Genomic DNA, 12427 nt, shown 5'->3' with positions numbered 1-12427 from the left:
CGCCCGTCCCGCCCCCGGCACCAGCCGCAGCGCCGTCGCCGGCTTGCCGCCCGTGGAGACCCTCCGCCCGGCCTCGGCCGCCAGGCCCTCCGCCCGCAGCCGCGCCGTGATCTTGCTGACGGCCTGGGGCGTCAGCCCCGACCGCGCGGCCAGCTCCGCGCGGCTCGCGCCGCCCTCGCCCGCGTCGCGCAGCAGCCCGAGGACCACGGCGGCGTTGTGATCGCGCAGTGCGGCGAGGTTGGCTCCAAGATTGCTCACAGATCCCATTCTCCCCTCCACTTGCGCTTATGCAACAGCGTTGCCAAAGTGGAGGGCATGGACGATCCGCGCACCGCCCCCTTCCGCGTCGGCCTGATCGGCTACGGCCTCGCGGGCTCCGTCTTCCACGCCCCGCTCATCGCCGCCGCCGACGGGCTCACCCTCGACACGGTGGTCACCGCCAACCCCGAGCGGCAGCGGCAGGCCCTGGCCGAGCACCCCGGGGTGCGTACCGTCGCCACCGCCGAGGCGCTCCTGGAGCACGCGGAAGACCTCGACCTGGTCGTCATCGCCTCCCCCAACCGCACCCATGTCCCGCTCGCGCGCGCCGCGCTGGAGGCCGGGCTGCCGGTCGTCGTCGACAAGCCGCTGGCCGCGACCGCCGCCGAGGCGGAGGAGCTGGCCGTGCTGGCCGAGGAGCGCGGGCTGCTGCTCAGCGCGTTCCAGAACCGCCGCTGGGACAACGACTTCCGCACCGTCACCAAGCTGGTCGAGGGCGGCGCCCTCGGCAAGGTGCAGCGCTTCGAGTCCCGCTTCGAGCGCTGGCGGCCCCGCCCCAAGGGCGGCTGGCGCGAGTCCGGCGACCCCGCCGAGATCGGCGGCATCCTCTACGACCTGGGCAGCCACCTCGTCGACCAGGCCCTCGCCCTCTTCGGCCCGGCCGTCACGGTCTACGCCGAGTCGGACGTGCGCAGGCCGGGCGCGGAGGCGGACGACGACACGTTCATCGCCATCGGCCACGCCTCCGGCGTCCGCTCCCATCTGTGGATGAGCGCCACCGCCGCCCAGCTCGGCCCGCGCTTCCGGGTGCTCGGCGACACGGCCGGGTATGTGAAGTACGGACTCGACCCGCAGGAGGGCGCGCTCCGCGAGGGGCTGCGGCCGGACCCGGCGGCCCCCTGGGGCGTCGAGGCGGAGTCCTCCTGGGGCAGGCTGGGCGCCGGGGAGTCCCCGCTGACGGGCGGCGGCGAACCGGTGCCGACGCTGCCCGGCGACTACCCCGCGTACTACGCCGCGATCGCCGAGGCGCTGCGCACGGGCGGCCTGCCGCCGGTCACGGCCCGGGAGGCGGCGGCCGCGCTGCGCGTGCTGGAGGCGGCGAAGACCTCCGCCGCCGAGGCCCGTACGGTCACGCTGAACGGCTGACGGCTAGCGACTGACGGACAGCGGGGCCCGCTCGCGCCAGCGCGCGACGGCGGGCTCCAGCATCGCCCCCATCTCGGGCATCAGCGGCACGAACGCCAGCGCCCCCACCACCTGGAGCAGCCGTGCGCCCTCCATGGCCTCCAGGAGGGCGGGGTCCACGGGCCCGCCGCCGGCGCGCTCGTACGCCTCGATCCCCTGCGGGCCGACGAGGGTCAGGTCCCACTCGACGGGGCCGAGGGTGACGTCCTCGAAGTCGCTGAAGAGCCGCCGGCCGCCGGTGACGCGCAGCATGTTGTACGCCGGGGAGTCGCCGTGCAGCGGCTGGAGGCGGGAGCCGGGGAAGTGCGCGGGCAGGTCCGCGACCAGGGCCTCGAGCGCGGCGTACTCGGCCTCGGCCCGGTCCAGGTCCGCCGTGGTGAGCCCGTCCGGGCGGCGCTCGGCCAGCTTGTCCAGCAGGGGGCGCAGGCCGGGCACGAGCGGGGAGAGCACGGGCAGTTCACCGGGGTAACCGGCCAGGAGGGCGTGCAACTCCGCCGCGTTCCCGGTCTGTTCGACGAACCGCTGCAGGAGGTCCTCGTCGGCGGCGGGCTTCTCCTCGCTGACGAACTCCCAGAACGTCAGCGACGTACCGCCGGTCACGACCGGCTCGCGCGGCACCAGCGGGCTGGGCCGGACGACCGGGGCGCCGGTATCCGCGAGCCAGCCCGTGACGGCGAGTTCGCGACGCTGCTTGCGCTCCAGCTCCTCGGCGCCGGCGAAGCCCAGGGACGGCACCCGCACCACGACGGGTTCGGGCGCGAGGTGCACCAGTACGTTGAACACGTCGTGCAGCACACGGGGTTCGTCGGCGCGCAGCCCCAGCCGGCGCCCGGCCCGGGTCGCGATGGCCATGGCGCGTTCGGCGCGGTCGCTGAGGTTCGTCATGAAGATGATCTTGCCGTCCCGGGCCGGGTTCTGTCGAAGAGATTTCCCTGGATCTAAGCTCGGGACAGCATGATCCGGCCCAACGGGAGGGATTTACCGATGGATACCGCTGCGATAGCGGAGATCACTTCGCCCGAGGAACTGCGCGAGCTGCTCGGTGAGCCGACGGCGGCGGCGGCCGGCAAGGTCCGTACGCGGCTGCACGACCTCGACAAGGAGTGGCTGGCCCGGTCGCCGCTCTGTCTCGTGGCGACGGCGGGGGCCGACGGCACCTGCGACGTCTCCCCCAAGGGCGACCCGCACGGCTTCGCGCTCGTCCTCGACGACACCACCCTCGTCATCCCCGAACGCCCCGGCAACCGCCGCGCCGACGGCTTCTTCAACATCCTGAGCAACCCTCACGTCGGGCTGGTCTTCCTCATCCCCGGGCGCGGTGACACGCTCCGCGTCAACGGCCGGGCCCGGATCCTGCGCGACGCGCCCTTCTTCGACGAGCTGGTGGTCAAGGGGCACCGCCCCCGACTGGCGCTTCTCGTCGAGATCGAGGAGGTCTTCCACCACTGCTCCAAGGCCTTCCTGAGGTCCTCCCTGTGGAAGCCGGAGACGTGGCGGCCCGAGGAGGTGACCTCGCGCGCGGGGATCGCCAAGCGCCTGGAGCGCCCCGAGGCGTCGCTGGAGGAGCTGGAGCGCTACTACGGCCCCCGGTACGCGGACGGCCTGTACGACTGACCGGCGTCCGGGCCGTTTGACCGGATCACACCGAAGTGGAACCGGTGCCCACTTTTGCGGCGTCGTGAGTGATGTCCTGGCCGCAACTGGAGAGGAAACCGAGACGTTGGAGACCACAGAGGCACACCCGTCGCGCCGCGCCATGCTGGCGCTCGGCACCGGAGCCGCGCTGGCCGCCACGCTGACGACGGGCGGAAGCGCGGTGGCGGCCACGCCACGGCGCGAGGACGAGATCGCACGGCAGTTGGGGGAATGGGAGCGGAAGCACTCCGTCCGGATCGGTGTGTACGCGCGTGACACGGCCACGGGCCGCACCGTCGAGTACGCCGCGGACGACGCGTTCCCGATGTGCTCGGTGTTCAAGACCCTCGCCGCGGCGGCCGTCCTGCGCCAGGACCGGCACGGCGAACTCCTCGGCAAGCGCATCCGGTACACGGAGCAGTTCCTCAGGGACTCGGGCTACGCCGACTCGACCGCGAAGCCGGAGAACCTCGCGAACGGCATGACCGTCGCCGAACTGTGCGCCGCCGCCGTCAGCGAGAGCGACAACGCCGCCGCGAACCTGCTCCTCCGCGAGCTGGGCGGCCCGACCGCGATCACCCGCTTCTGCCGCTCGATCGGCGACGGCACGACCCGCCTCGACCGCTGGGAGCCCGAGCTCAACTCCGCCGAGCCGGACCGCGAGACCGACACCACCACCCCCGGCGCCATCGGCCGGACCTATGAGCGCCTCGTCCTCGGCAACGCGCTCACCCGCCCGGACCGCGAGCGGCTGACCGGCTGGCTGATCGCCAACACCACCAACAAGCAGCGCTTCCGCAAGGGCCTGCCGGGCTGGACCCTCGCCGACAAGACCGGCGGCGGCTCGGCCTACGCCGTGGCCAACGACGTCGGCGTCGTCTGGCCCCCGCACCGCCGCGCCCCGATCGTCCTCGCGGTCCTGACCACGAGCCTCTCCGCCACCGCCCCGACGAACAACCAGTTGGTGGCCGACATCGCGGCACTCGTGGGACCGTCCCTCGTCTAGCAGCGCCCCGAAGGGGCGCGGGGAACCGCGCGACCGGCCACGACGCACCGGCAGATGACGTACCCGGGTGACGTCACGCCCGGAACGTCCTCCGGTACGCCCCCGGTGAGACGCCGATCGCCGCGTGGAGGTGCTGCCGCAGCGTCGCGTCCGTGCCGAAGCCGACGCGTTCGGCGATGCGGGTGACCGGGAGGTCGCTGCTCTCCAGGAGGTGGCGGGCCAGGTCGACGCGCTGCTGGGTGAGCCACTGGCCGGGGCTCTGGCCGGCCTCGGCCCGGAAGTGACGGGTGAAGGTGCGCCGGCTCATGCCCGCGTGCCGGGCCAGGTCGGCGAGCTGGAGGGGCTCGTGGAGGCGGTCGAGGGCCCAGGCGCGGGTCGCGGACGTGCCGGTGTCGGCGCTGTGCGGCACCGGGCGTTCCACGTACTGCGCCTGGCCGCCCTCCCGCTGGGGCGGGACGACACAGCGGCGGGCCACGTGGTTGGCGACGCCGCTGCCGTGGTCCCGGCGGATGAGGTGGAGGATCAGGTCGATGCCCGCCGCGGCGCCCGCCGAGGTCAGGACGCGGCCGGAGTCCACGAAGAGCACGTCGGGCGCCAGGGCGACCCGGGGGTACAGCCGCTGGAAACGGTCCGCGTGGCACCAGTGGGTGGCCGCGCCCTTGCCGTCCAGCAGGCCCGCCGCCGCCAGGACGTACGTGGTGAGGCAGATCCCGACGACGCGGGTGTCGGGGCGGACGCGGGCCAGCGCCTCGGCCACGGGGGCGGGCAGCGCGTCGCTGTCGACGATCTCGGCGAACGCCTCGGACGCGGGGATCACCACGGTGTCGGCCGTGGCCAGCACCGACGCGTCGTGCTCGACGCTGATCGAGAAGTCGGCGCCCGTACGGACCGGGCCGCCGTCCGGCGAGCAGGTCAGCACTTCGTAGAGCCGCCGCCCGTCCGCGCCTGTGGCCACGCCGAACAGGCGCGACGCCAGGCTCAGCTCGAACGGGATGACGCCGTCCAGCGCCAGGACCACCACACGATGCATGGCCCGATCCTTGCACATCATGGCCTCCGGGCCACTGTCGACGGGGTTCCGGGGCGATGAATCCTTTCGGTCATGAGCACAAGCACGATGAAGGCGATCAGCCAGGACAGCTACGGCGGCCCCGAGGCCGTCCACCTGATCGAGACCGAGCGGCCGGTCCCCGGCCCCTCCGAGGTACTGGTCCGCGTCCGCGCGGCGGGCATGAACCCCACCGACTGGAAGCACCGGCAGGGCACCGGCTTCCTCGACCGGCTCCCCCTGGTGCTGGGCTGGGACGTGTCGGGCGTCGTCGAGGCCGTGGGCGTCGGCGTCACGCTGCACGAGCCCGGGGACGAGGTGTTCGGCATGCTCCCCTACCCCTACGGCGTGGGGTCGTTCGCCGAGTACGTCGTCGCCCCGGCCCGCGCGCTGGTGCGCAAGCCGGAGGGCGTCGACCACGTCCAGGCGGGCGCGATCCCGCTGGCCGCCCTGACGGCCTGGCAGGTGCTCGTGGACGCGGCGGACGTCCGGCCCGGACAGCGGGTGCTGATCCACGCCGCGGCCGGCGGCGTGGGCCACCTCGCCGTGCAGATCGCCAAGGAGCGGGGCGCGTATGTGATCGGCACGGCCAGCGCCCCCAAGCACGCGCTGCTGCGCGAGCTCGGCGCGGACGAGACGATCGACTACCGGAACCAGGACTTCACCGAGATCGACCCCGTCGACCTGGTCCTCGACACCATCGGCGGCGACACCGCCGACCGTTCCCTCGACGTCCTCAAGCCGGGCGGACAGCTGATCAACATCGCCCTGCTCTCCTACGCGGCGGACCTCCCGGAGCGGGCCGCCGCCCGGGGCGTGCGCTTCCGCCCCCTGCTCGTCGAGGCCGACCAGGAGGGCATGCGGTCCATCGCGGACCTCATGCGCGCGGGCAAGCTGAAGGCGGTCGTCGAGGCCGTCTTCCCGCTGGAGCGGGCGGCCGAGGGGCACGAGCTGGGCGACACCAACCGGGTGACGGGGAAGGTCGTCCTCACCGTTTCCTGACCGGCCGTTCCTCAGCGTCTGCGGTAGGCCAGGCGCAGGTTCTGGCCGCCGCGCCGGGCGCGCCGCAGGTCGAATGCGTCGGCGTCGCTCAGCGCGGCCATGTGCGCCCGGCGGAGCAGGGGGCGCCAGAGGAAGAGCACGAGCTGCCCGCCCGGGCGCAGGACCCGGGCGGCCTCGGCCAGCGCCGCCGCCGGGTCGGTCATCTCCTCCAGGCTGTAGCTGTAGAGCAGCGCGTCCAGGGCGGCGGAGGCGAAGGGCAGGGCGAGACCGTCGCCGCCGACGTGGACGGTCGTCGCGCCCGGGCCCGTGCGGCGGTGGGCGCGGGGGTCGTGGGCGGCCGGGTCGAGCGCGACCAGCAGGCCGCCGGGCCCCAGGTGGGCGGCGAGGGCGGGCGTGTAGTACCCGCCGCCGCTGCCGATCTCGGCACAGCGCATGCCCGGTGCGGCGGCGATCCAGCGCACGTCGCGCCGCGGGTCGTCACCGAGGAGCCGGCGTGCCAGGCGGAGACTGACGACGGGGTAGCAGCCGCTGGGGGTGCGGGGCATGGAGAGACCTTTCCGCGCGGGGCTTCCGCATGGGGCTTCCGTGTGGGGCTTCCGTGTGGGGCCGCCCTCACTCCACCACCCTCATCCGGGTGCGGAACAGGACGACGAGGGCGAGTCCGGCGCCGGCGGCGACGAGGGCCGTGCCCGCCGCCATGTACGCGCCCATCGGCGGTCCGGTGCGGGCCAGTTCATGGCCGTCGCCGGCGACCGGCGCGTCCGGGGCGGGGGACCAGGAGGCCCCGGGGGCACCGGCGAGTCCGGCCGGGCCGACGGCCGGGGCGCCGGGGCCGCTGGGCACCGGCAGGGGCAGGGGTTCGCCGGAGTCGGCCGGGTCGGCGGGCACGGTGGTGCCGCAGTCGGGGAGGGAGCCGTCGAAGGGGTAGGCGTGGAGGGCCTGGCCGATCCCGCCCGCGCCGGACTCGTGGATGAGGGAACCGGCCGTGAAGAAGCGGCCGTTGACGCCCGGCAGGGTGACCCGTGTGACGCTGGAGCGGCGGCCGACGAGCACGGTGCCGTCCAGCTGGCCGCCGCCGGTGAGGCGGACCTCCTTCGCGTCGGGGAAGTTCCACAGCAGCCGTTCCCGCCGCACTCCGGCGAGCCTGCCGGAGGACGTGCCGATGGCCCGGGTCGTGCCGCCCTCGGGGTTGGTGAGGTTGACGAGCACGGTCGCCCCGTCGGGGACGCCCCGGAACAGCAGCTCCTGCGGGCCGCCGCCGGGCGCGACGAGGTCGAAGGGGGCGTTGAAGACCTGGAGGCGGGAGCGGCCGTCGCCGGTGAAGACCGTGGCGGCGCCCTGGTTGACGGCCGTGCCCGTGCTCCGGCGGGCCGCGCCCCGCTCGTAGGCGTAGCAGTCGCTGGCGGAGGTCAGCTCCTCGCGCAGGGGCCCGTAGAGGGCGACGGCGGCCACGTCGCGCACGGCCCTGGGGCTGACCGTGCCGGTGTGAACGCTCCCGGCGTACGCCACGGTCCCGCTGACCGGGCCCTGCTCGGCCACGAGCCGCTGCCCGGCGGCCACCTTGAGGTCGCCGCCGATCCGCAGGAACGGCGAGCCGTTGTCCGGCGGCACCCGGGAACCGGTCCCGACGACGCCCACGTGGTAGACGGGCGGGACCCCGGTGGCCTTGGAGACGTCGAAGTCGCCCAGCACGACGATCCGCCCCTCGGCGTCCGCCGCCGCCTGGCGCACGGTGTAGTCGCCGCCGACGAAGATGTTGACGCCGTTGTCACGGCTGGTGACGGGGCCGTTGTTGGGCTCGGGGTACGCGCCCGGGCACGTCCCCGGGACGCAGGGCCCCGGGCCCGCGACGGGCGCCGAGTCCTCGGTGCCCATCATGCTGAAGGCACAGGCCAGCAGCGCGCCCCCGATCAGGGACAGCAGGGCCATCACCGAGGCCGCCGGGCGGTTCACCCGGAGCCATCGCGCATACTCCTTGTGCTGCATGGGCCGGGTGTGCTGCGCGGGCTGCGTGGGGTGCATATCCGAAAATATGCCTAGCAGGGTTGATGGATCGCCGCAGCACACGCCTCCGTGCCCCCGGACGGCCCACGGACGACGCGCCGGTGGACGCTAGGCGTCCTTGAGCTCCTGCCGCTGCCGGCCCAGCCCCTCGATCTCCAGCTCCACCACGTCCCCGGCCCGCAGATACGGCTTGGGCTCGGGCCGGGCCAGCGCCACGCCCGCCGGGGTGCCGGTGTTGACGAGGTCGCCGGGGTGGAGCGTCATGTACTGGCTCAGGTGGCGCACCAGATGGGCCACCGGGAAGATCTGCTCCGCCGTGCTGGAGTCCTGCGTCAGCCGGCCGTTGACCCACAGGCGCATCCTCAGCGCCTGTGGGTCGGGTATCTCATCGGCCGTCACCAGCCAGGGCCCCAGCGGATTGAACGTCTCGAAGTTCTTGCCCTTGCCCCACGCGTTGCCCCACTGCCCGCCGTTGCGCCCGTTCTGGTACGAGCGCTCGGAGACGTCGTGGGAGAGGACGTAGCCCGCGACCGCCGCCAGCGCCTCCTCGTCCGTCCGCAGATAGCGCGCGGTACGGCCGATGACGACGCCCAGCTCGATCTCCCAGTCCGTCCTGACGCTGTCGCGCGGCACCAGCACCGTGTCGTCCGGGCCGACGACCGTGTCGGGCGCCTTGAGGAACACCACCGGCTCGGCCGGCGTCGCGACCCGGGTCTGGGCGACGAGGTCGCGGTAGTTGACCCCGATGCCCACGATCTTGCCGATCCTGGTCAGGGGCGGGCCGACACGCAGCCCGGCCGGGTCGAGGACGGGCAGGATCCGGGCCCCGACGGCCGCCCGGACGCGGTCGAGGGCCGCGCGGTCGCTGAGCAGCGCCCCGTCGACGTCCGCCACCAGGGGCGACAGGTCGCGCAGCGTCCCGTCCTCCTCCAGCAGCGCCGGGCGTTCGGCCCCGGCAGGCCCGACCCGCAGCAGTCTCATCACCACACCCCCGCATGATCGAACAGGACCGGAGGGCGTCTCCACAAGTCCCCTTTCGGCCCCTGGATCCCCTCCTGGGCCCCTATGCGGCGGAAGTCCTCCCCTTCTGCCGCGCCTTCCCCTTGACCGCGGAGCCCTTGACCGCGCCCTTGCCCGCGCCCTTGACCGAACCACCGGCCGACCCATCGGCCGAGCCCCCGGCCGGCTTCCCCTGCGCCGCCTCGCGCGGGGTGCGCAGCGGCTGGAGCAGCACCCGCTCCACCGCCGTCCACGTGGTGGTCGTCGCCAGGTACAGCCCGGCCGCCAGCGGCACCACCGCGGCCGTGACCAGCGTGCCGAACGACAGCAGCGGCAGCACCTTCGCCATCGCCGCCATCCCCGGCACCTGCTCGTCGCCCGCCACCGGCGCGGGCAGCGCGGCGGCGGCCTTGCGGTTGCGCAGGTACGTCCACGTGGCCACGGCCGCGATCAGCGCGAACAGCCCCAGGTACACCAGCCCCTGGGCGCCGAACACCCCGCCGTGGTCCAGCGCGCCCGGCCAGCGGCCGCCGAGCGGGGCGCCCAGCAGCGTGTGCTCCAGCAGATCCCCGCCGTCGCCGGTGGAGAACAGGTGGTACATCACATAGAACACCGGGAGCTGGGCGAGCGCCGGCAGACAGCCGGCCAGCGGCGACGACCCGGACTCCGCGTACAGCTTCGCCCCCTCCTCGCGCAGCCGCTCGGGGTCCTTGCCGTGCTTGCGCTTCAGCTCGGCCAGCCGGGGCGCGAGCTCGGCCCGGGTGCGCTCGCCCCGCGCCGCCGACCGGGCGAGCGGGAGCAGCGCGAGCCGTACGCAGCAGGTGAGGAGCACGATCGCGGCGGCCGTGGCCGAGGCCCCGAGGAGCGGCTCGGCCGCGTCCGCGAGATGGGTGAGCAGCGAACCGAGCGAGGTGAACAGCGGTGAGAGGAAAGACATGGCGAGTGAGCCCTCCACGGGGTCCCGTCGTGACCGAACGAAGCCAAAAAGGCGAGGCCAAAAGAGGCGGATTTCGGTGTGACGAGCCGCGCGGGCACCCCCCACGGGCGACGGAGCCGGGGTGTGCGCGCCTACGCGGCCGTCGGGACGGAACGGCCGGGCGCCCGGGGCCGGCGACGGCCCCGGGCATCGGGATCGCGCTGGGCGAGGAAGGCCGTGCGCAGCTCACGGTCCCGGATCGCCGTGCGTATCCGGGTCGGGGTGAGCGGGCCGGACGCGCGGGCGGCGACGGCGGCCAGCAGCAGCGCCGCGGTGGCCACCACGGAGGCGGCCACGGCGACGGCGACCGAGGCCATCAGGCCGCTCAGCCCGCTCTGCGCCAGCCACAGCTCGGCGAGCAGGAAGAGGAGCATGCCCACGTGCGTACGGAAGACGACGTTCACCACAGCTCCCCCCTTGCCGACCGAGCCCCACGATCAGGCGAACACCTGATCACATCTCAACTGCCGTCGATACTAGCCCCTGCCACTGACAGCGGCACCGGCCGGGGCGCCGTCCCCCTCCGGGTCGCGGCCCGGGTCCCGGGCCAGGACCTCGTCGTCGGGCCGGGCCGCCTCGGCCGCTCCGGGACGCGGGCCCCACCATGACACCGCCAGCGCCACCAGCACGTTCGCCACCAGCGCCAGGGCGCCGGCGTTCACCCCCCACACCGGGTCGTGCCCGGTGAAGACCAGCGCGCACACCAGCGTGCCGCCCACCACGAGGCCGCTCAGGGCGCCCCACAGCGTCAGCCTCCGCCACATCAGCCCCAGCAGGATCATGGGAACGAGCTGGGCCATGCCCTCGTACGAGATGAGCGACAGCCGCACCAGCGTGTTGGGCGCGGTGTACGTGAGCAGCAGCGCCAGCGCGCCCGCCCCGACCACGACGACCTGCGCCGCCGTCTTCTGCCGCTCCGGGCGCTCCGCGAGCCGGGGGATCGCCCCCAGCACGCTCCGGCCCCACATCGTGCCGATGACCAGCATGAACACGGCCATCGGGACGATCGACGAGAGCGCCCCGGCCACCCCGATCACCCCGACCGCCCACGCCGGCAGCGAGTCGACCACCAGCTTGAACAGCGCCAGGTTCGAGCCCGCCCCGGTGAGCCCGGGCACCACGAAGATCGCCGCCATGCCCAGCAGCATCGGCACGAACAGCAGCACGTTGTAGAAGGGCAGCAGCATCGCGTTGCGCCGCAGGGCGTCGGCGCTGCGGGCGCCCAGATAGCCCGCCACGGTCGTCGGGAAGATGACGACCGTCAGGGAGTTGAGGAAGCTGGTCGTGACGAACCAGCCCCCGGCCATCCCGCTGCCGCCGTGTCCGGAGAAGGTCAGCCAGTCCGGCTTCTCCGCCACCATCCGGTCCAGGAAGGGGCCGTAGCCGCCGAAGTAGTGCAGGGGGACGTACCCGGCGAGGAAGCCGAGGGTGCCGATGACCAGGACGTCCTTGAGCACGGACACCCACGCGCTGCCGCGCAGGCCGCTCACGACCACGAAGGTGGTGGTGACCGCGAAGGCGATGAAGTAGGCCCAGTTCAGGCTGATCGCGCCGTAGGAGATCGTCGAGACGACGACTCCCATGCCGGTGATCTGGAGCTGGATGTACGGCAGCAGGCACACCGTCGCCAGGACCGCCACCAGCGCACCGGCCCACGGTTTGCCGTAGCGGTGGGCCACCATGTCCGTGATGCTGACGAGCCCGTGGCGGCGGGCGTAGGCCCACAGCGTCGGGCCGACGACGTAGCCGATGGCGTAGCCGCAGGAGAGGTAGGCGACGACGTAGAGCACGGGCGCGCCGTAGTTGTAGCCCCAGCCCGCCGCGCCGAGGTAGCTGAAGCTGGTGTAACCCTCACCCGCCATCAGCACCCAGATGAAGACCGTGCCCAGGCTGCGGCCGCCCACCGACCACTCGGTGAGCCCGCCGCCGCGGCCGTGCCCCCGGACGGCCAGCAGGCCGAGGGCGACGGTCAGGAGCATGAAGACGCCGAAGATCGCCGAGGCGACGGCGGCGTTCCCGCTCATGCCCGGCCCCGCGCGCGGTCGCCGCGCCAGGCGAGGAAGACGGCGACGGGCGTGAGGAGGGTGGCCAGGAGCAGCCAGAAGAACAGGAAGGGCAGGCCCAGGACGGTCGGGTGGACGCGGTCCACGAGAGGGAGGGCGACCAGGTAGAGCGCGTAGGGGGCCAGGAGCCACAGGAGATGGGGACGTTTCTTCAGCACGCCCCCGACCCTAGGGGGTAGGGGCGCACTCCCCAGGGCTCACGCCCCCAAACCTCACGCCCCCAAAGTCCACGCCCTCATGGCTCACGCCCC

14 protein-coding genes are annotated in these 12427 nt (G+C 73.8%); 4 read left to right on the top strand and 10 right to left on the bottom strand.

Going from position 1 to position 12427, the window contains the following annotated elements; genetic code table 11:
- On the bottom strand, window positions 1-258 hold a 258-nt coding region (locus K6I33_RS07020), incomplete at its 3' end, for a MarR family transcriptional regulator (protein WP_374283676.1).
- 57 nt (window positions 259-315) lie between these two features.
- On the opposite strand from K6I33_RS07020, the gene K6I33_RS07015 reads away from it, so the two are divergent.
- Window positions 316-1404 carry a Gfo/Idh/MocA family oxidoreductase gene (locus tag K6I33_RS07015; protein ID WP_229348867.1) on the top strand — a complete coding sequence of 363 codons (1089 nt, stop codon included), beginning with the start codon at window positions 316-318 and terminating at the stop codon, window positions 1402-1404.
- Between the two features lie 3 nt (window positions 1405-1407).
- On the opposite strand, the gene K6I33_RS07010 is transcribed toward K6I33_RS07015, so the two are convergent.
- Window positions 1408-2328 carry a phosphotransferase gene (locus tag K6I33_RS07010; protein WP_229348865.1) on the bottom strand — a complete coding sequence of 307 codons (921 nt, stop codon included), beginning with the start codon at window positions 2326-2328 and terminating at the stop codon, window positions 1408-1410.
- Window positions 2329-2427: 99 nt separating this feature from the next.
- Between K6I33_RS07010 and K6I33_RS07005 the strand changes: the two genes are divergently transcribed.
- Together K6I33_RS07005 and bla are read left to right on the top strand one after the other, a co-directional pair.
- Window positions 2428-3057: a pyridoxamine 5'-phosphate oxidase family protein gene (locus K6I33_RS07005; protein WP_229348863.1), complete on the top strand. Its 630-nt coding sequence runs from the start codon at window positions 2428-2430 to the stop codon at window positions 3055-3057.
- 106 nt (window positions 3058-3163) lie between these two features.
- On the top strand, window positions 3164-4084 hold the full coding sequence (gene bla, locus K6I33_RS07000) for a class A beta-lactamase (protein ID WP_229348862.1): 921 nt from the start codon (window positions 3164-3166) through the stop codon (window positions 4082-4084).
- Window positions 4085-4157: 73 nt separating this feature from the next.
- Here the strand turns inward: bla and K6I33_RS06995 are convergent, their stop codons facing one another.
- Window positions 4158-5114, bottom strand: coding sequence for a GlxA family transcriptional regulator (locus K6I33_RS06995; RefSeq protein ID WP_229348861.1), 957 nt, complete (start codon window positions 5112-5114; stop codon window positions 4158-4160).
- A gap of 87 nt (window positions 5115-5201) precedes the next feature.
- Between K6I33_RS06995 and K6I33_RS06990 the strand changes: the two genes are divergently transcribed.
- Window positions 5202-6134, top strand: coding sequence for an NADP-dependent oxidoreductase (locus K6I33_RS06990; protein WP_229348880.1), 933 nt, complete (start codon window positions 5202-5204; stop codon window positions 6132-6134).
- A gap of 11 nt (window positions 6135-6145) precedes the next feature.
- On the opposite strand, the gene K6I33_RS06985 is transcribed toward K6I33_RS06990, so the two are convergent.
- The 7 genes from K6I33_RS06985 to K6I33_RS06955 all read right to left on the bottom strand — a co-directional run bounded on the left by K6I33_RS06985 (window position 6146) and on the right by K6I33_RS06955 (window position 12334).
- The gene (locus K6I33_RS06985; RefSeq protein WP_229348860.1) at window positions 6146-6679 is read right to left on the bottom strand and encodes a class I SAM-dependent methyltransferase; all 534 of its coding nucleotides are present in this window, start codon (window positions 6677-6679) and stop codon (window positions 6146-6148) included.
- 67 nt (window positions 6680-6746) lie between these two features.
- Complete coding sequence (locus K6I33_RS06980) at window positions 6747-8156, bottom strand: choice-of-anchor A family protein (RefSeq protein WP_229348859.1); 1410 nt, start codon at window positions 8154-8156, stop codon at window positions 6747-6749.
- 90 nt (window positions 8157-8246) lie between these two features.
- Window positions 8247-9119, bottom strand: coding sequence for a fumarylacetoacetate hydrolase family protein (locus K6I33_RS06975; protein WP_229348858.1), 873 nt, complete (start codon window positions 9117-9119; stop codon window positions 8247-8249).
- 82 nt (window positions 9120-9201) lie between these two features.
- Window positions 9202-10074: a YidC/Oxa1 family membrane protein insertase gene (locus K6I33_RS06970; protein WP_229348857.1), complete on the bottom strand. Its 873-nt coding sequence runs from the start codon at window positions 10072-10074 to the stop codon at window positions 9202-9204.
- A gap of 131 nt (window positions 10075-10205) precedes the next feature.
- Window positions 10206-10487 carry a DUF6412 domain-containing protein gene (locus K6I33_RS06965; protein WP_229348878.1) on the bottom strand — a complete coding sequence of 94 codons (282 nt, stop codon included), beginning with the start codon at window positions 10485-10487 and terminating at the stop codon, window positions 10206-10208.
- A gap of 102 nt (window positions 10488-10589) precedes the next feature.
- Window positions 10590-12137, bottom strand: a complete 1548-nt coding sequence (locus tag K6I33_RS06960; protein WP_229348856.1) for a sodium:solute symporter — start codon at window positions 12135-12137, stop codon at window positions 10590-10592.
- Window positions 12134-12334: a DUF3311 domain-containing protein gene (locus K6I33_RS06955; RefSeq protein WP_229348855.1), complete on the bottom strand. Its 201-nt coding sequence runs from the start codon at window positions 12332-12334 to the stop codon at window positions 12134-12136. Before K6I33_RS06955 ends, K6I33_RS06960 begins: the two co-directional genes overlap by 4 nt.
- Window positions 12335-12427: the final 93 nt, after the last annotated feature.

It is taken from the genome of Streptomyces sp. UNOB3_S3 (assembly GCF_020740895.1).
Classification (GTDB): domain Bacteria; phylum Actinomycetota; class Actinomycetes; order Streptomycetales; family Streptomycetaceae; genus Streptomyces.
The sequence above is the reverse complement of the archived record's forward strand: the minus strand, read 5'-3'. Positions and strand labels throughout refer to the sequence as shown.